General features: G+C 47.9%; 9 protein-coding genes. 2 read left to right on the plus strand and 7 right to left on the minus strand.

Features of this window, described 5'->3' with window-relative positions:
* The 4 genes from QT994_RS11285 to QT994_RS11300 all read right to left on the minus strand — a co-directional run.
* Window positions 1–2,959 (minus strand): DUF4347 domain-containing protein (locus tag QT994_RS11285; RefSeq protein WP_333174483.1); only part of this gene is annotated, 2,959 nt, incomplete at its 3' end.
* A 774-nt stretch (window positions 2,960–3,733) separates the two neighbouring features.
* Window positions 3,734–4,138 (minus strand): hypothetical protein, encoded by a 405-nt coding sequence (locus QT994_RS11290; protein WP_333174486.1) that lies wholly within the window; start codon window positions 4,136–4,138, stop codon window positions 3,734–3,736.
* A 118-nt stretch (window positions 4,139–4,256) separates the two neighbouring features.
* Complete coding sequence (locus QT994_RS11295) at window positions 4,257–4,430, minus strand: hypothetical protein (protein WP_333050094.1); 174 nt, start codon at window positions 4,428–4,430, stop codon at window positions 4,257–4,259.
* A gap of 68 nt (window positions 4,431–4,498) precedes the next feature.
* On the minus strand, window positions 4,499–5,986 hold the full coding sequence (locus QT994_RS11300; RefSeq protein ID WP_333050095.1) for a hypothetical protein: 1,488 nt from the start codon (window positions 5,984–5,986) through the stop codon (window positions 4,499–4,501).
* A gap of 74 nt (window positions 5,987–6,060) precedes the next feature.
* On the opposite strand from QT994_RS11300, the gene QT994_RS11305 reads away from it, so the two are divergent.
* Window positions 6,061–7,722, plus strand: a complete 1,662-nt coding sequence (locus QT994_RS11305; protein ID WP_333174489.1) for a glycosyltransferase family 39 protein — start codon at window positions 6,061–6,063, stop codon at window positions 7,720–7,722.
* Between the two features lie 356 nt (window positions 7,723–8,078).
* Here the strand turns inward: QT994_RS11305 and QT994_RS11310 are convergent, their stop codons facing one another.
* Together QT994_RS11310 and QT994_RS11315 are read right to left on the minus strand one after the other, a co-directional pair.
* Complete coding sequence (locus QT994_RS11310; RefSeq protein ID WP_333174491.1) at window positions 8,079–12,578, minus strand: response regulator; 4,500 nt, start codon at window positions 12,576–12,578, stop codon at window positions 8,079–8,081.
* 971 nt (window positions 12,579–13,549) lie between these two features.
* Window positions 13,550–16,651 carry an MFS transporter gene (locus tag QT994_RS11315; protein ID WP_333174494.1) on the minus strand — a complete coding sequence of 1,034 codons (3,102 nt, stop codon included), beginning with the start codon at window positions 16,649–16,651 and terminating at the stop codon, window positions 13,550–13,552.
* Window positions 16,652–17,050: 399 nt separating this feature from the next.
* Between QT994_RS11315 and QT994_RS11320 the strand changes: the two genes are divergently transcribed.
* Window positions 17,051–18,436 (plus strand): 2-polyprenyl-6-methoxyphenol hydroxylase-like oxidoreductase, encoded by a 1,386-nt coding sequence (locus tag QT994_RS11320; protein ID WP_333174497.1) that lies wholly within the window; start codon window positions 17,051–17,053, stop codon window positions 18,434–18,436.
* A gap of 487 nt (window positions 18,437–18,923) precedes the next feature.
* Here QT994_RS11320 and QT994_RS11325 read toward each other — a convergent pair whose 3' ends face one another.
* Window positions 18,924–19,805: a lysophospholipid acyltransferase family protein gene (locus QT994_RS11325; protein WP_333050103.1), complete on the minus strand. Its 882-nt coding sequence runs from the start codon at window positions 19,803–19,805 to the stop codon at window positions 18,924–18,926.
* Window positions 19,806–19,830 lie beyond the last annotated feature (25 nt).

Below are 19,830 nucleotides of genomic sequence, written 5' to 3' on the forward strand. Positions count from 1 at the left end.
CGCCAACAACAGTGTCATTATCTTTGCCAGCATAGATGGTATCGTTACCAGCGCCGCCTAGGATGAAATCGCTGCCTCCATTGCCGAAGATTGAGTCGTTATCTGCGCCACCGTCAATGTTGTCATTGCCGCCCATGCCGTAGAGAGTATCGCTGCCGGCTTGTCCGTTAATTGAGTCGTTGATGCCACCGCCCATGATGAAATCGGTAGTGTCGCCGCCGTTGATAGTTTGTTGGACGGGGTTGGGGGTGATGGTAGCAGGGTCAAGTTGCGGGGCGGTGAGGCTATCGAATAAGCAATCATCTACGGCCGGAGTTGGAGTCGGTGCGGGAGTTGGTGTCGGCGGCGGAGTCGGTGCGGGAGTTGGTGTCGGCGCCGGAGTCGGTGTGGGAGTTGGCGCCGGAGTTGGTGTCGGCGGCGGAGTTGGCGCAGGCGTAGGAGTTGGCGCCGGAGTCGGTGTGGGAGTTGGTGTCGGCGTCGGTGTCGGAGTTGGAGTGGGTTCCGGTGTGGGTGTCGGAGTCTGAGTAGGAGTCGGCGCCGGAGTAGGAGTCGGCGCCGGAGTCGGCGCGGGAGTGGGAGTTGGCGCGGGAGTAGGAGTCGGGGCCGGAGTCGGCGGAGTGGGAGTTGGCGCCGGAGTTGGTGTGGGAGTTGGAGTTGGCGCAGGCGTCGGAGTTGGCGCCGGAGTCGGTGTGGGAGTTGGAGTTGGCGCGGGAGTGGGAGTCGGCGCCGGAGTCGGTGTGGGAGTTGGAGTTGGCGCAGGCGTCGGAGTTGGCGCAGGCGTCGGAGTTGGCGCAGGCGTCGGCGCAGGCGTCGGAGTCGGCGCAGGCGTCGGAGTTGGCACTGGGACGACACTACCTCCCAATTCAAAAGAGCCGCTGTCCACGATCGCACCTGGAATGCTGTCGCCATCTTGAGGGCGAGTCACGCCGCGCTGATCCGTAGCGGGTGCGCCCGTGGCAATCCCTTTATCAATTGCCGGACTTCCTATCAGCAGTGGCCTGACTAAAGCGCCGTTGAGGTTTTGCAAAGGGCCAAGTAAGGGGTCTGCGATCGTCACACTTGCCGTCGCATTGTAATCGTTGAAGTTAGTGGTTTTTTTGACAGGCCACTGAAAATTGCCACCTTGGTCAGTTAGTTCGCTGCTGGTGTGCTGCTGAATGCCAAACTCATTCCCCGCCGTGTTGTTAGAAAAAATCGTGTTCTTGACGCTGACAGGCTTTCCTTCCGCAGCCGAGATGCCTCCGCCAACCCAACGGGCGGAATTATCGGCAATGGTGGTGTTGACGATGGTTGTGGGGGCATAAAGAGCCATTGCACCACCGACATTGCCGTAAAAGTCGGTAGTCCCAGTAACTTGGTTGCCAGAAAAGGTGCTGTTAGTAATCGTGGTAGTGGCATCCATGATCCACATTGCGCCACCTTGAGCGGGGGCTTTGTTACCAGCAAAGGTGGTGTTGGAGACGGTAAGTCCTTTGTTGAGGCCGTTGCTCAAGTTTACCAACCCCCCTCCAACTCCGTTGTTGCCACCCGGAAGCGACAGAATTTCGTTGTTTTGGAAGGTGCTGTCTGCAATACTTACGCTATCTTGGGTGCCGGTAAACAGATAAGCTGCTCCGCCTTCGCCTCGCCCTTTGTTATCTTGAAATACACTTTTGGTGATCTTAATTGTGCCGGAAGCTTCGCTGGGATTGCTGGCTCGATCGGTATAAACTGCGCCGCCGAAACCCCTTAAAAAATCATTGGGCTGACCTGTGGCGAAAGTGGCGGCAGTGGTATCGTTGCCGATGAATCGGGAGTTGTCAATGGTTAACTTGCCCTGAAGGCTGTTAATCGCCCCGCCGTTAATTCCTTTGTTGTTGGTGAAGTCACTGTTGGTGACTGTAAAAGCTTTGGAACTCAAAAAGCCGATCGCACCTGCACCTCGTTCATCATTAGCTGCGGTGGCCACGTTGCCATTGAATTTACTGTTGGTAACAGTCAGAGTATTGTTAAAATTGCCAAAAATTGCGCCACCGCCTTTATCGGCGACGTTGTTGTTGAACTGAACGTTTTCTACTGTGAGGTTTACTTCGTCGGTTGTGCCGATCGCGCCACCTCGATCGGTAGTTTTTCCGTTAGTAATAATGAGGTTTTTGACAACAAAACTCGTAGCAAAGTCAACATTTGCATTGACAAAAAAGGCGCGGGATGCGTTGTTGCCGCTGATCGTTAAACCCGCTGCTGCGGCGCCGTCAATCGTGATGTTTTTGCCAGCGGGAATATCGAGTTGACCGCTGGTGAGGGTAATAGTTTGGCTGGCTAAACCTGGAGCGAAGGTAATTATATCGCCGGCAACAGCGGTGGCGATCGCAGCCCTTAATGAACCGGGCCCGCTATCGCTATTGTTGGCTACTACGATCGTAGCTAAATCACCTTGGTAACTTGCCATAGCCTGTGGCTGCAAGGCTAAGGGAGATTCAATTTGGCCAGAGGCAAATTCTAAATTCCAGTCGCCGTCACGGCCGGTTGTGTTGGTGGATGCCGCAACGTCAGCCCCGGTTAATTGACTGAATCGATCGACGAAATTAGCACCTGTACCGCCTGCTACATCGCAGCCGTACAGCATGATGTCTGCTTGGGGGGCTAGTGAAGTTTGCCACTTTTCCAACTGGCTTTTGTATTGCTCTATATTATCTGAACCCAGAGCGGTATTGCCTAATTGTAGGCTGCCAGAACTGCCGTGAGAAATAATGTGAACCGAGTCTATCGCCCCCTTAGTAGAGGCGTATTTTTCCATCTCCGAGGTGATTTGTTCGATGCCGTTTTTGGCGCGATCGAGTATTACTACCTGCTGTCCCGGCAGCACTCCCGCTGTAAGTGACTCGTAATCTTCCACGCCGGAGTCAATGAAGACTAACGAGCGCAGTGGCTGTTTTTCAAAAGAAGATTGTGAGTTAACTTGAGCGAATGTAGAACTCATATTGGAGACTCCATTAAGGGCATTATTAGTAGATACACCCTGGAGCAATATGATCAGGCTTATTTCATTATATCTTAACACTAACTTGAGATATAGTGCAACTTTTTAAATGTTTTTATTAATTTATTCTGACCCATATTTATCGGTTCGACCCTAAATAAAAGGGAACTTTAGACCTCTACCTCTGGGAATATATTACAACACGTGAATATTCAAACAAATCAATCTAGGTTCTACCATCCAACTTTTTTCGACCTTATTTGACTAACACTAGCCGGAGTTCAGGTAATCGGAAATGGTGGAGGTAATTTCTCCGAGAATAACTCCTCTTAATTATATTTAGTAGTTTTTATTTGAGTGTTATATTTTACGTATAGGCACAACACAATAGAGTTTCCCTAGCTGTATTTCATCCAAGGGAAAACTGAATTATGTAGATTTTGAATGATTCTATATGCTTTGGACTTGCTAGGTTTGCGATACAGCCAAATACTGATTACCAGGAGGTTTGGTCGCATTTACTAAGAGTCAAAACTGTCTAACATTAAGTGGAACCCATCGCTAGAACTCAATTGGATTATGGCGTGCTACCGACCCTGTGAGGACTGCCCACCTCACTACAAAAATGATTCAAATTATTCAGCGGGAGTTGATATTATGGCATATTGAGTCAGATCTAATCGTTGATTGCGATCGCACCTGCGTCCCTAATTACAATTGCATTCGGCTCAGTCGCCCTCGGTACGTTCCACACCCTCCCTTAAATCACTCTCCTTAATTAGCAAACAGTCGATCGCGCCCACCGCCGTTGCTGAGTGTATCACTATGTCGATCGGCATAACACGAATCAAGCCGCCTGTTTTGAGTCAGAGAACTATGGGACTTTGACAATTGACTTTTGTATGGTTCCAGGTAATCTGAACTGAGGATAACAAAGCCTAATTGCAGTTGGTTCGAGCTGCTGCCAGAAGTTGTGCCAACTTTGTCAATCTCTCTAAGGATAGAGGCAGATTTTTGAAGTGCCGAGGTAATTTTCTCGATGCAGTCAGATTCGCCAGCCAAAATTCTGGAAACAAAATATCCACCTTCATTGATGCTGGAGTCCTTGAATACAAAGCTTTTGGATGGGGGATTTGCGTATTCCGAGGCGGGAGTCGTTTCCCTTAAAGAAGTCAACATATTCCGTCCTCCAAAAGTGAGTTGAGCGCTAGATAAACCCCTGGAGTCGGACCCCCAGAAGCTGCCAGCTACCTTGTTTATTTCGCTCATTCTTATTTAACCTATCTATCAGTTTCTCCTATTTCTGCTGAGCTGCCATCCGCGATCGCACGGAATTTATATTCTCCGTGTTTTCCCTTACTTCCGGCAAACGCGCAATTACCGATAAATCCGAGATCCTCTCCGTGATACCACTTTCAAAAAAGAATCCAACTGTCAGCCCATCCTTCCAACCTCGATAGTCTTCAGTCATTCCCTCATCCAAAATCTAAAATCTAAAAGGGTATGACAGTTAGTTAACTGGCCGCGCAACTGCACCCCTCAAGATTCTGTGGAAGATGGGGGTTTTTTCCCTGAATTGCGGATATTAATAATCTTGTTGAGCGCCTCGAACCAAAAAGCAGCCCCCATAGAAATAGCTACGCCGCTCAATATCCAACCAAACAATTTTGCTATCAAAGCCGGCCACAATAAATTCCCCTGCTTATCTCGTTCTAAGCTGTTCTGTTTGCTCCATCCAAAAGGCAGAGCTACCTGATCCAAAGCTTGATCGACATCCTTTTGAACTTTTGTCAGACTGCTTAAATTATTTGATTGAGTCTTAGCATTGTTTGCCACCAACTGCTGAGCATACAAGTTAACATTCGATCGCAGCATCGAATCCTTCGACAACCGATCAATAATATTAATGGTATCAGCATTAGCAGCGACAGCAATCGCAGTTCCGAGCAAAATCGCCACCCCTCTGGCATTCCGCTTGTAAACGCCAGAAGCACGCTGCATCGATTGGTCAAACCAAATTTCAATTTCTTGCTGAAACCGCTGCAACTGCTCTTGAGTATCTCCCCCGCCTTTTTCAGCGCGCTGCGCTAAAAGATAAAGGCTGCGTTTCAAAGAGTCTGGCATACTGTCCAAGGTTTCTTGAATTTGTTGGTAAATCGGACTGTCTTCTTTTAGCTCCATAATTTCGCCTACCGTATCTTGACTTTTTTTAACAGTATTTAACAGATTGCTCAAACTAGGTTGCAGTTGCCCTAGCAGCGCCGCCCGCTCAAATTGGCTGTCAAAACGAGCCTTAACAAATGCCATATGCCGCTGAAACTCTCTCCCTGCTAGCTCGGTTTCTGGCAGATAAACCTGAGAATCCTTAATATAAAATCCCAGCTTTTCAGACATCCTATCCAAGCTGTTGTTCAAACTTACTAAATCGTTTTTATAATCTTCAATAACTCGATCAAACTCCGCAGTCAGCCAGCCAAATTCTTGCTCGATAATCGGTTTAGTAGAGTGCGGCAGATTCAGACTCTCTCCTATCCTTTTAATTTGTGCCAACTGTAAAGTTTTAAATTTTTCTAATCTCGTTTTAGAGATAGAGCTGATCAAAGTAGAAATCTTTAAAGTATCCAAAAGGCTAGCAGAAAAACTCTCGGCTGGAATATAAGAAGGCCCAGTGGATTTATTGCCGAAAACATTTTTAGTACCCGTAACTCCGTGGTAAAAATCCCCCATGCGGTGCGTAACAGAACGGAATCCCTCTGATAAAAGCCCTTTCGCGCCCTGATTCAAATCTTTGATCATGGGATTGGTGTAAATCGAATTGGCTAACTGTCCGACTCGCTTAAATTGCATGGGATCTTTCGCGCCTTCGCTGCCGCCGGAAATCAGCACTTCGATCGACTTCTTTAAATGTTCCGCCCGCCACTGCAAAACAGTAGCAATCAGTTCCTGAATTTCCGAAGCTAGCAAGCTTAACGTCAGGTAGATAAAGACTAAGCCAATGATAATATCTATAATTACAGGCAAGTTCATGGTATTTTCCTAGTCGCAAATAACTGCTTTCTAAGTTTACCTTCAGTTTGGGACGCTCAAAACTCTCTTAAGTTATGTCAGAAATCTTTCCATTCCTACACCGCAAACCGAAAAATCGCTGGAATGACAGCTTTACAGACAAACTGTGGATGTTGGCTTTTCTGTTGGCTGCAGTGCTGATTTTCGGGCTGAATCTGGGCGGCGTGGCGTTGCGGGATTGGGATGAAGGCATTGCAGCGCAGGTAAGTCGCGAAATTTGGCGTGGCAACTTAAATTGGCTGTATCCGACGATCGACTCTATGCCTTATTTCAACAAACCGCCGCTGGTACACTGGCTAATCGGGCTGTGTTTTGCAGCAGGCGGTGTCAGCGAATTGACGGCGAGGTTGGTACCGGCGATGCTGACAGCCACTTCAGTGCCGTTGCTTTACGCTATTGGCAGGGAGTTGTTTCCTCCGCGTTTGATTGCCATTTTTTCTGCCCTCGTTTATCTGACGCTGTTACCGGTGGTGCGGCATGGACGTTTGGCGATGTTGGATGGGGCGGTTTTGTGTTTTTTGCTGGGGGCGATGTGGTGTTTGCTACGATCGCGCCGGGACTTGCGCTACGCTTTGGGGGCGGGGATTGGGTTCGGACTCATTTGCCTGACTAAGGGCGTGATGTTGGGGCTGCTGCTGGCTGCGATGGGCTGTATTTTTTTGGTTTGGGATACCCCGCGACTCCTCACTTGTGGGTATCTTTGGGGCGGATTCGCGATCGGAACATTGCCAGTAGCTGCTTGGTATTTTGCCCAATGGCTGCACTACGGCCAATATTTCATCCACGCTAATTTAGTTAACGAATCTTTCCGACGCATTTCGGAACCTGTGAGCAGTCACAAAGGCCCGCCCTGGTATTATATTTTAGAAATTTTAAAATTAGCTTGGCCGTGGCAGTTATTTTGGCTACAAGGGCTGCGTCTGAGTTGGGAAAATCGCAGTTTTCCCGGGCCAAAATTAGTATTGGTTTGGACTGGAGTATATCTGCTGGCTATTTCGGTGATGAATACTAAATTGCCTTGGTATGTTTTGCCAATTTATCCAGCTTTTGCTCTTGCCGTTGGCAGTTATCTCGCTGAAGTGTGGGAGCAACTGTGGCTGCCGCCAGAGCCGGTCAAAGAGGAAGCAGAAGAACATTTTGATGCTATTTCTTTGTTGCCTCACCCCGCGATTTTGGCAATACTGGCTGTAGTTGGTGTTGTCGGCTGCATTTACTTCAGTGGCTTAGTGCAAATTGGGAAATACATTGTGCCTCTCCAGCGAGATTTGCAGTTAATGCTGATGTTTGTAGGTTTGACAATGACAATGGGGGCAGTGTTGCTGCACCGCAAAGATCGGCAGTTTATATTAGTTTTAATTTGGGGAACTTACCTGACGCTGTTGGTATTGGTGGCTTCAGATCACTGGGTTTGGGAACTGGCGGAGGATTATCCGGTTAAGCCGATCGCCGAAATTGTCCGCACAGGAACTCCGGCCGGTCAACAAGTGTTTACTTCTCACCGCTTGGGCCGTCCATCGCTGAATTTTTATAGTCAACGCCAAGTTATTGTCGCCGACGCGCCGACGCTCAAACAGAAATGGCAAACTCTCCCGCAACCTTATTTTTTGTTGGAAAAACCAGTTTTAAAACATTTAGGTTTGCAGAATGCTGAGATTGTCAAAACAGCGGACGATTGGGTTTTGGTAACTAAAAAGTAAGTTAATAGTTAACAGTCCCCTTCTTGGGGTGGGTGAGATAACTTTCGATTGTCTACTGTTGGTTCAGATCACCTGCCTTACCCGGAGTGGGCTTGAATTAACGATATTAATTCCGGTTGCACTCCTTGATATAGCAATCCTTGCAGGAGTCGTAAACTTTTTACCCCACCCCAACCCTCCCCTTATCAAGGGAAGGGAGTAAGAAATTCACAAATGATGTGAGGATTGCTATATGATTGTTGACTTTTAACTGTTGACTAAAATTATGCGATCGGGCAAGCTGACTGTTTGGAGATTTGAACAATACCGATGCAACCAGAAACACTATCAGAAATCAATCGGACACGATATAACCGCTAACAATCAACAGACTGCATTTCTATTTTTAACGCCGTTTCGACTCTTTGATACTCGGCCTCAACCTGTTCTAAAAGCGCGCAGGCCGGATCAGGTAAAGGCTGGTTAGCATTTGTGCCGATGCGGCCCATGATTTCGAGTTCCTCGCACAGCTCAAACAAGCGAAAAGCACCGAGAGTACCGCTAATCGACTTTAAAGAGTGAGCCGATCGCCGCAAAGCCAGCGGATCGGCGTTGGACAGAGCCATAGAGATGCCTCGCAGCAGTTCGGGAGCTGTTTCGAGGTAAATCTCGATCGCCTCGTCCAAAGCTTCCACATCTCGCAGTCCCTCTATAATCTTGGCACTCAGGGAATCGTGGCTCTGTGACAAAGCCTGATCGAGATTTGATGAACCCCAATCGACGACTGCCGGCGAATTGGGAATTGTCAGTTGTGGATTTCCCGCAACAGCCACATTCGATCGCACTTGTAATTCACTCGTTCCTTCGATCTGTTCTGCCGGGGCATCCCAAGAAACGATCGGCTGCAGACGATCGAATGCGGAGTTCGATCGAGATTTACACGCGATCAAAGCTCGCACCAACTGCTCAATGGCGATCGGCTTACTCAAATAGTCGTCCATCCCCGCAGCCATACACTCTTCGCGATCGCCCTGCATCGCATTTGCCGTCATTGCCACAATCCAAGGTCTCGTCGATTTTCGATTTTCGATTTTCGATTTTCGATTGTTAGATTCCTCGTCAGTCAATTTTCGATTTTCGATTTTCGATTTTCGATTGTTAGATTCCTCGTCAGTTACGGAAACTTCTGATTCTCCCGTGTGATTTTCTAAAGTTAAATCTGCTGAAAATTGCTCGCGGATGCGGCGGGTAGTTTCCAGTCCGTCCATTTCCGGCATTTGCACATCCATCAGCACCACATCGTAAGGCTGGCGGCGCAAAGCTTCTAGCACTTCGATACCGTTTCCCGCCACATCCGCGCGATACCCCATCCGCTGTAAAATTTGCAAAGCCACCTTCTGATTCACCAAATGATCGTCAGCCAACAGAATCCGCAGGGGTAATTTCTCCGCCAGCACGGGTATGGTTTGCAAGAAAGACCCGGTAGTGCGCTGCCCTTTAAATTCAGTTGTCTGTTCTCCAAAAATATTGATTAAAACATTGTAAAGCTGAGACTGTTTGATGGGTTTATTCAAAAAAGCAGCAAAATCCATCTCCTGCATAGTAGGGGGGTTAATTTCTTGCCTGCCGATCGAAGTTAGCATCACTAAAGGCAACCTTTCGCAATCAGGATAGCGGCGAATTTGCGCCGCTAAAGTTAACCCGTCCATTTCCGGCATTTGCATATCCAAAACTGCCAAGTCAAACATCTCTTTAGCAGCCAGCCAATCTAAAGCCAAACGAGCCGAAGCTGAAGCCCTAGCCACCATTCCCCAAGACTGAGCTTGGAGAGTCAAAATTCTGCGGTTGGTAGCATTGTCATCGACAATTAAGACTCGCTTGCCAGCTAATTCAGGTTGAGAATTGCTCAAGTTAACTGGTAAGGAATTCTTGCAGCCCGAAACGATCGTACTAAAATAAAAAGTAGAGCCAACGGATTTCGTATTTTGGCTGAGCGGCTTGTTGCTGAGTACAGATTTGCCATAGCCATATTTTTCGGCAATTTCGCAAGATTCTGCCCATCCCAAATCAAAAACTGCCGATGATCTAAAATCGGCAGGAGGATTGCCCGCGACACTAGCCATACTTTCCACCCACATCCGGCCGCCCATCATTTCGGCCAAACGTTTGCTAATTGCCAAACCCAATCCGGTACCGCCGTACTGCCGACTCGTTGAAGAATCAACCTGGCTGAAAGATTTAAATAGCCGATCCATGCGATCGCTCGGAATGCCGATACCGGTATCTTTGACCGCAAAATGTATTTCGTATGCTGGGTTAGTTGCTACCGGTTCGCCAGCAATTAATGGCAGTTCTTTAGCGTTAGTCGCCGGCACTGAAATCTTTTTTGCAGTCACCGAAACCACCACTTCTCCAGCATCGGTAAATTTAACAGCATTACTGAGCAAGTTGATTAAAATTTGCCTCAAGCGGGTGCTATCGCCGATCGCCGTTGCCGGTACTGTACGATCGATCAAGTAACCCACTTCCAGTTTTTTTTCTGCCGCCTTAGCAGCTACCAAGTCTAGAGATTCCTCAATGCAAGTGCGGATGTCAAACGGATGTTCCTCCAAGTCCAATTTGCCCGACTCAATTTTCGAGAAATCTAGAATATCGTTGATCAGCGTCAGCAAAGCATCGCCGCTGCTGCGGATAGTTTCTACAAAATCGCGCTGTTCGCGAGTTAAGGGGGTATCCAGCAGCAAACCAGTCATGCCGATGACTCCATTCATCGGAGTGCGAATTTCGTGGCTCATGGTGGCTAAAAATTCGCTTTTGGCTCTAGTAGCCGCCAGTGCTTGATCGCGAGCTTTTGCTAAATCTACGTCGGTTTGCTGACGTTCGAGTTCGCTTCCCACCCACTGAGCCATCAGTTTCACCAACTCTCTGTCTACAACTCGGAACGGTTCTGTCACAGGAGTCGGAGAAAAGAAGCACAGAGTGCCGTAAACTTCACCTCCCACCGTGACGGGAATGCCCATGTAAGCTTCGATGGGGAAAGCTCGATCGTCAATGTTGAAGGAAAAACCCGAAAATCTCACCGACTCAAAGTAAATCGGTTCTTTTGCCATTGACGTAGCGACGCAGAAAGTTTTTTCCAGATCGTAGATTTGGTCTTTGACGATCGACCCGTCAGGACACTCAACAGCCATGATTTGATAGTTGTCGCCTTGAATGCAGGACAAAATTCCCACGGACAGGCCTAAATGCCGACATCCCATTGCCAGCAGTTCTTGGAGGCGCAAATCAAAGGTAGAGAGGTGGTTGAGCGGGTCTGTACGGGGAGCCGAAGTCACTTGGTACAAAGCTTTGATTGCAGCTTCGCTTTCTCGCAGTTCTTGTTCTGTTTGCTTCCGCACGCTGATGTCGCGGGAAATGCCGATAATTTCTTGGACTTCGCCGGTTTGAGGATCGCTGATCGTGCGGCCGGTGGTTTCAAACCAAATGTATTTGCCGTCTTTGCGGCGGATGCGGTAGCTGACGGTGTAAGTAACTGGGAGCGCCAGGACTTTCCAGTGAGCTTTGGCAATGGTTTCTAAATCGTCGGGGTGAAAATAATCGTTGGGGACGCGGCCGATGAGTTCCGAAGGTTCGTATCCCAGCAAAGCGCGGCTGGCGGGGGAGACGTAAACAAACACGCCTTTGGGGTCGTGTCTGGTGATCATGTCGGTTGAATTTTCGGCCATCAACCGATAGCGGTCTTCGCTTTCATTACGTTCGACTTGAGAAGTGCCCAATGCTTCTAGCATTCGGTTGATGCCGTCGGCCAAGCTTGCGAGTTCATCTGCTCCTGCCATATGAACGCGCAAGTCTGGGTCGCCGCTGGCTGCGATGTTGCTGACGCTGGTGCTCAAGGAAGCCAATCTCGCCAAGACTAATTTTTCTAGCAACAGCAGGGTGATGGCGCTAAATATTAAACCTACTCCCAGTATTGATAAGGTAAATAGCTCCAAGGTAGCCTGACCTTGGCCGTAGATGATGCGATCTGTCTCTACCCGCAGCAGCAACGCTAGGTTGCCGTGAATGTCGCGAATTAGGGCGTATCCTGCGACTAAGGTGCCGCTGAGTGGCTCGACTAAAATTTCTACTGATTTGAGGTTGGAAATTTTGAGTTTGATATTTTCCAACTCCTGCCTCGATCGAGCCAGCGCCTTGGCGGTGTGCCCGGAGTAGTTCGCGGCTCCAACTTTAAAATCTAAACTCGGCAATCTAAAATCCACTGACAGGTGAGTCAGTTCTGAAAGCAAACCGATTTCGCTGCTGTCGAGGTAGCGTCCCAAAATCAGCGTCCCCCGCGACGGGCCTTGGGCGTTGCTGTTGAAGATGGGCTTGGCGGCAATCAGCAGTCTGGCTTCTGGCAGGGTGAGGACGCCTGTTTTGTTGGGGCCGGGGCGATCGCCATCGACTGTAGATGAGTCTAGTAGCGCCTCGGTCAAGTGCTGTTTTAAGCTTTCGGGAATCGGGATTTCGGTTTGGGATTTAAGGTCGAAACCTTTGCTGAAGATCGTCTTACCATTGGAGTCAAGCAGCACCAATAAGTTTAGTCTCAAGTAAATAAATGTCGAATTGACGAAATTTGACTTGACAAAATTTTCGTTCCGTGTTTCCACGAAAGAGTAAGTATCGTCCCACTCGGCGTAATCTTGGGCGCTGGTGTCTAAATTCGACAAGTCATCATCTAATGCGTCCAAAGCCCGTGCGACATCCTGGCGCACGTACTGTGCCTCCAGGTTGTGAAAATCATGCAGCAAAATAGTTGATGCAGTGGCATAGAGAACCACAATCAGGCTGATCAGCGCTGCACCGATGATTAATAGTGTTTTTTTTCGGAGTTGCATGGCGTCGCCCTCCTCACGGTGCTACTCGGCAACTAGCCAGGAGAAGTTTGAGACATAGGTTGTTTAGCATGGGCGATCGCAGGGCCTGCGTATTTGGACTGTTCTGGGGTGACGAGAGCAAAGCCCCTGGTATTTCCAAGGTATCCGGTATGTTGCCCCCCACAGTCAGTGTAGTATTTTCGCAGCTTTAGTTCCCTATTATGCACAACCTATGACCTACAAGTTATGATCTGACGATCGGCATTTTCAAAAGGAACGGGCGATCGAACTCACAACTGTTTGCGTTTGATACTGATGCAGCCAGGGCGGCGGGCGGTTGGTATAACAGGCGTGCTGGGTTGAGAACTCTCACTATTATTGTACCTAAAAAATGTTGAGGAGAGAGCGGACTGGCGCACCGACTTGCGCCTGCCAAAAGGATCTCATTTCAATAGCTGTGTGGATTTTTGTCGTTGTCTAGCAATCCTTGCAAGAGTAGTGGAATAAGCTCAAAAGCATATCCAGCGTCGAAGCCTGAACCACGTTCCTAACTGACAAAAAAATAGCTCTCGCAGAAGTAATTAATATCCGCAGACTTTTCATTTACATCCGCCCCTCTAATAAAAAATTATAAAGTCCCAAAATTATAATTTTTATTTTTTAATTTTAAATTACTTAAAACAGTCAATTAAAATGTATGAATTCACAGTTTACACCATCCTCAAAAAACAGGTAGGAGCAGGTTTACTAATAAGCCTATACACTACCAACAACTTAAATAAACCCCTTCCTACTCGCAGATAAAATCCTTTACTAACATTAGTGCCTGATGTCAGTAGAAACTCACATCAGGCACTATATGCAATCCTTGCAGGAGTCGTAAATTTATTACCCCACCCCAACCCTCCCCGAACCCGATCGCTCGGGAGTAAGAAATTCACAAATGATTTAGTCTTGCTATATATGCAATCCGATCACAACTGAAGTCTTTTTTATCGGATGACGGCTAAAGCACCGGCGCCTGCTGCTGCTGCTGCCGAGGTTAGAGCTGTGAAAAACAGCCACCAAGAAGCAACTTCTGCTGCTTTCCGAGTTTCTTCGGCTTGTTTTTCAGCTTGCACTTTGATGCTTTCGAGGCGAAGCTGAGCCTCTTGCTGCAAGCGTTCTGCTCTTTGCAAGACGCTGTTGCGGCTTCTTTCAATTTGGTCGATCAAACGGTTGGCATCTGCTTCGGAAATGTCCTCGCGCGAACTCATTAGTGCTACTAAAGTATCGCGGTTGAAATGACCAAGCCGATCGCGCAAAGCGTCAAATCCGGCTTGCGGATCGTCGAATAACTTCCGCACGTCCCGCGTAATTCCTTCGTAATTCAGTTCTGGGCGATCGAGCGAATTGAGGTAATCCCGAACTTTTCCGAGGACCCCGTCAATTACCGACTGAATACCCTCCTGTATTTTCTGAATTTGCATGGCGAACTCGTCGCGTACCGACAAAATTCCATCGACAATGCGATTGGCTTCTGCTTCAGAAATATCCGGCCGCTGAGACAGCAGAGAAACAACTGTAGCTCGATCGAGGTGTGACAGGCGCTCGCCCAAACTGTAAGCGCCGACTTTCGGGTCGTGCAGCAGCAGTTGCAAGTCGCGCTTGATGGCTTCGGGATTTAATTCATCCTTGCCTGTATTACGCAAATAATCTTGTAAAACAGTCTGAAAATCCTGCACCTGGCTTTGCATCCGCTTTGCCAAACGGCGCGGCGCTTTCACAATCGATCCCAGGGTTTCCTGCACTTGGTTGATAATTTGATTGACTTGTTCCTCGCTCAAATCTTGTCTTTGAGAAAGCAGTTTTACCAAAGTATCGCGATCGACTTGAGACAGGCGGCCCCGCAGCGCTAAAGCTCCTTCTTTGGGATTTTGCAGCAGTTTTGTCAAATCCCGCTGAATCCCTTCAGGATTGAGTTCTGATTTGCCAGTATTACGCAGGTAATCTGCCAGGGCGGTGGTGGTATTGTCGTACTGATCCTTAGCTTTTTCGGCTAACTTTTGCGGCGCATGCACCACACTTTGCCAATTTTCTTCGGCGCTGTCAATAAGCTGATTTACTTGGTCTTCGCTGAGGTCTTTCCGCTGAGATAGCAATTTTACCAAAGTTTCCCGATCGAACTTAGAAGCTCTAGCTCTCAGCGCCCACATTCCCGCTTCTGGGTTATCCAGCAGCGTTTTCAAATCGCGCTTGATGCCTTCGGGATTAAGTTCTTCTTTGCCCGTAGACTTCAAGTATTCTTGCACTCTTTGCCACTGGTTGTCTAGTCGAACTTGCGCTGCTTCTTGCAGACCTTTAGAATCTGCTAAAACTACATCTCGCGTCCTTTCCAACTCTTGAACAATCTGTTCTACTTCCTGAAATCCGAAGTTTTCGCGACCTCTGAGAATTTGCACAAAACTGTCGCGGGTGTAAGGAGAAAGCCGATCGCGCAACTGTTCGTAACTAGCGTCGGAATCCTCTAAGATTTTTTTGAAATCGCTCCCGATACCTGCTGCTGTCAGTTCTTCTTTCGGCGTCAGTTTCAAATAAGTTTCCAACCGCCACTGCAAATCGCGAGATTTTTCTTGCTCCTCGGCAAAGATCACTGTTTGTAAAACGCGCTGTCTAATTGCTTCTAATTCCTGGGAAATTTGTTTAATTTTGTCTTGGGTAAAAACACCTCGACTGGCGAGAATTTCCGCAAAACTCGCCTGTTTGAGTTTTTCTAACTGGCGGCGCACAGTTCCGGGATCAGCCGTAGGATCGTAGAGCACGTCCCGAAATTCGCGCTCGATCGCTTGCGGGTTCATCTGCCACGAATAAGTGTTGAGTAGGTAGTTTTCTACGTCGGCACGAATTGGGCTGTAAGTTTCGGGTTCGCCTTTAACTTGAGCGGTAACTTTATCAGTTTGCTGGGTAACTTTGTCTTTAGCTGCTTTAAGCTGACCGACTACTTTTTCAACATCGAAGTCGGACATATCCGTGCGACCCAATACTATTCCCATTAAAGCATTGACTGCCATTGTCGTTGCTTGGGACATCATGGTCGGGCTTTCTCCAGAATTTTGACCGCCCAAATTGCCAAGGACTTTTTCTACCCTACTTGTCAGCGTATCTGAGAGCAAATCTCCCGATTTTGCAGATTTGAGATAGTCTACCAATTGGGCGATGCCGTCTGATTGCTGCCCTTGTTTTCCTACTTGTTTCCAAGCATCTTGAAGTTGGTCTACAATCCGGTTTACATCGCGTTTTGATAAGTCCGATCGCGAACTTACTAAATCTACGAGAGTTTGCCGATCAAGATTGGGCAAGTTTTCGGCTGCAATGGTTTTTAGTTGGGGATCGTTGAGCAATTTTTCAAACTCGCTACGCATCCCTTTGATGTCTAATTCGGGCGGTTTGAGGCTTTGGATGTAGTCTTCGACGTTTTCGCGCAAGCTTGTAGGGTCGATCGCGCTACCCAGTTCATGGCCCACTGCTGCTGCTGCTGCTTTAGCTGTGGCGACTACTTGGTTGCTGGCTGCTTTGGCGCCGATAGCCGAGGCTGCGGTGCCGACAATGGCTTGAAAGCCTGATGTCGCAGTGTTGACGACGGAACCGATCAAGGAACCGACGGTGGTGGAACTCACCCAGACAAGCATTGAGAAATAGGTTGCCCACACGACTAAACCGACGATCGCACCTAAACCGGGACTGCTAATCAAGCTAAGCTTCACTGCTAGCAAGCAAGCAAAGAATAGGGCAATGGTGACGGTGACTAGCGTCCAAGTACCTACCTTTCGGCCGATGTGGCGGACTGGGGGGCTGCTGCTATCCGAGTGGTGGCTGTTGTCGTCGTGGGATTGTCCCATGTACGAAAGGCCGGCTGCTACTGATAAATTTGTTAGCAAGAGTTGGAAAGCGCACGCGAGCACGACTCCAGCTATCAAGGCAATAAAAAATTGTGGCCCGGAATAAAGGAGTGCTGCGTCTTCTGCTGTGTTTGTAGTAGTCTGCTGTACTGGCACTTGGGCCAGCCAGAACCCGATGTTATACAGTTGTGGATTTATGGGCAAATTTTGATACATAGTATATTCCTCGTTAAGGAGTGGGTGCGCGCGCTCATTGGCGCAAGTTAACTAATGTATAGTTTTAGACTCATGCCCCCAATGGCAAGCATCGCCTTATTGACGAGCTAAAGCATCCCCCTACAGTTGGAAGTGTAGAAATATGTCTGCGGCCGGCTGTCTATTTAGGGCTATTTGTGGTATGTAAGTTGGCAGTTGTTAAATAGTTAGTTCTTAGTAATGAATAAGGTGCGCTGTGGCACACCCGAGATTGATAGTAGTAGTGGTAAGTCTGATTAAAATAATCGCAGAGGAGAATCTTTGGTCGATCGATATTAAGAGTGAACACAAAATCCTCGACAAATGGTTCACAAATCATCTACCAATGCCATAGCAAATTAGCTTTCAAGGAATTCGATCGTGCAGCGAGAAAGTCATGCAATTATTATTGGCAGCAGTTTATCAGGACTGTTGGCATCTAGAGTATTAGCAAAACACTTTGATCGAGTAAGTATTGTTGAACGGGATTTTTTACCCGAAAAACCCGCGCCCCGTCCCGGAATTCCTCAATCCCGTCACCTTCACATCCTTTTGAATCGGGGAAAAATCATCCTAGAAGAGTTTTTTCCCGGCTTGGAAAACGAACTGGTAGCTGCTGGTGCTCCTATGTTAGATCCGAGGTCAATCGGGTGGTTTAGTCCTGCAGGTTGGGCTCCGCAATTTAGCCCGGATCTAAATGATTTAATTATGTTCAGTCGGGATTTACTTGATTGGCAAATTCGGCGCCGCTTGGCTGAAAATACGAACGTGCATTTTCTCGAAGGAGGCAAAGTAACGGGACTCCTGGCGAATGCCTCGCGCGCGGATGTTACGGGCGTGTCGGTGCGTTTTCGCGATCGCCACAACCCAGGTAACATCAATGCAGAGAATTTGTATGCAGATTTAGTAGTCGATGCAGGTGGCAAAGTTTCCAAAACACCTCAATGGTTAAAAAGTTTGGGCTATGAACCTCCCCAAGAAACCGTTATCAATGCTTTTGTCGGCTATGCCAGCCGCATCTATAAATGCAGCGGTAAATTGTCAGACACAGCGCCAGTATTTGTGTCTACCGCACCGCCATTTCGCACTCGCGGCGGTGCAATTTTCCCGATCGAAGGTAATCGCTGGCTGGTGAGTGTCGCCGGGGGCGATCGCGATTATCCCCCCGCAGACGAAGCAGGTTTTCTAGAATTTGCCCGCACTTTGCCAACCCCAACAATTTATCATGCGATTAAAGACGCAGAAGCAATAACACCTGTTTATAGTTATCGAGGTACAGAAAACCGTTTACGCCACTACGAAAGCCTCCCCCGCTATCTTGAGAACTTAGCAGTTATCGGTCATGCAGTTTGCGCTTTCAACCCAGTTTATGGCCAGGGAATGACGGTTGCTGCACTGGATGCTCAGATGCTAGATGAATGTTTGCAAAAGCAAAGAGAGCGGTATCCAGAAGGCGATTTAACAGGCTTGGCGCGACAATTTCAACAAAAACTAGCAAAATTACATACTATCCCTTGGACGTTTGCTATCAGTCAGGATTCTCGCTATCGGGGAAGTACAGGTGCAAAACTAAACCTTGCTACGCGGCTGACAATTGATTACATGGATTTGGTGTTAAAAGTGCTGGTCGGAGATGCTAAAGTTTGTCAAGCATTTTTGGAAGTTCTACACATGATTGAGTCGCCGGCTGTACTTTTTTCTCCCAGTATTGTGCTTAAGGCGATCGGGCAATTAGTCACCGTTCGGCAGAAGGCAGAATTAATATAAAGAGTTTATACAGAATTAGGTTAGTTTTGCCAATTCTATTTTTCCCCGCCGAGGAGTGAAGATAAAAGCAGATAAATTCCTATTCATCTGCCTTTATTTAAGCTAATATTATGTTCCCTTGAACCTTGAGGATAAAAACCGTGATTTTGGCGACTGCGGTTTTCGGATACTTTATGTAATTAAGATGGGTAAAATCCGATTGCCTAGCGCAATTGTCGGTTTTTGAAATCAATTATTAGATTTATTGCCAAAAATGTTTTTATTCACGACTTACCCACAGGACTCAAGAAACCGGGGTTTTTCCCCATATCCCTCGCGCTTCACGCTATATATAGCCATCCTAAATCATTTGTGAATTTCTTACTCCCTCCCCTTGATAAGGGGAGGGCTGGGGTGGGGTCAAAAATTTACGACTCCTGCAAGGATTGCTGTAGTCGTAAAAAAAATCGGTTTCTGCATCCTATTCTAATATAGACTTGTGCTATTCTCAATTGCCAACCAAACCATCTAATTCCCCTTGCATTTGGGCGGTAACTCGATCGTAACAAGCATCAACATAATCGCGATCGCGCGCCGCCTCCGAACCGTACCTCTCAAATACAATCGGTTCGCACACGCGAGTCCGAATTTGAACGGGTAAAGGCAGGTTTGGCAAAGGCCCAATACTCAATCCCCAAGGCAATCCCAAATACACCGGCAATACCACTGGATCGATGCCAAATAGCCACGGCATCCCCAATTCATGCAATTGCTTTGCTTGTTCGTACAAATCTGCCAAAACTATCAAAGTATCGTGGGCGCCGTGCGAGATAATTGGTACAATTGGCACTTCTTCTCGCAATGCTAATTTAATAAATCCCTTGCGTCCCGCAAAGTAGATTCGATCGCGCAAGTGGTGGGGGCGAAAAACATCTTGGGCGCCGCCCGGATAGACTAGAACAGGAGCATTTTTTCGCAAAGCTGCGATCGCCATTTTCGGATGCGCCTTGAGAGCACCACACTGAACCGCCATGCTAGCAATATCAGGAGAAACTTGCCAAACCGTGGGGTGCATCAATCCGTAGGCCAAGCGATCGGTTCCGTACCTGCGGAACCATTCGTATAGGAACATAAACATATCAGGAGCGGCTATTCCCCCGTTGTGAGAACCAACCACGAGCATTTTTCCGCTCGCGGGGACGTGGTGCCAGCCGTCGCTTTGTACGCGAAAATAGTAGCGGTACAGCCATTCCCAGAGTGGCAACAGAAGCTGAATGAAGTCGGGATTGCGATCGTCTAAAGATAGACCGTCAAAGGGATATTTAGAGGATTTGCCGTCTTTTTTGTTAGTAGTTTTTGTCACTGCAAAAATATTTAACGCTTTAATCATTATATAGCAGAAGGAAAAAAGCTTT

Origin of the sequence: Microcoleus sp. S13_B4 (assembly GCF_036700885.1) — a bacterium.
Classification (GTDB): domain Bacteria; phylum Cyanobacteriota; class Cyanobacteriia; order Cyanobacteriales; family Microcoleaceae; genus Microcoleus.

Excerpts from the sequence above, each read along its gene's own strand:
- QT994_RS11290 (WP_333174486.1), bottom strand. The coding sequence starts at position 4,138 with ATGTTGACTTCTTTAAGGGAAACGACTCCCGCCTCGGAATACGCAAAT.
- QT994_RS11295 (WP_333050094.1), bottom strand. The coding sequence starts at position 4,430 with ATGACTGAAGACTATCGAGGTTGGAAGGATGGGCTGACAGTTGGATTC.
- QT994_RS11300 (WP_333050095.1), bottom strand. The coding sequence starts at position 5,986 with ATGAACTTGCCTGTAATTATAGATATTATCATTGGCTTAGTCTTTATC.
- QT994_RS11305 (WP_333174489.1), top strand. The coding sequence starts at position 6,061 with ATGTCAGAAATCTTTCCATTCCTACACCGCAAACCGAAAAATCGCTGG.
- QT994_RS11310 (WP_333174491.1), bottom strand. The coding sequence starts at position 12,578 with ATGCAACTCCGAAAAAAAACACTATTAATCATCGGTGCAGCGCTGATC.
- QT994_RS11315 (WP_333174494.1), bottom strand. The coding sequence starts at position 16,651 with ATGTATCAAAATTTGCCCATAAATCCACAACTGTATAACATCGGGTTC.
- QT994_RS11325 (WP_333050103.1), bottom strand. The coding sequence starts at position 19,805 with ATGATTAAAGCGTTAAATATTTTTGCAGTGACAAAAACTACTAACAAA.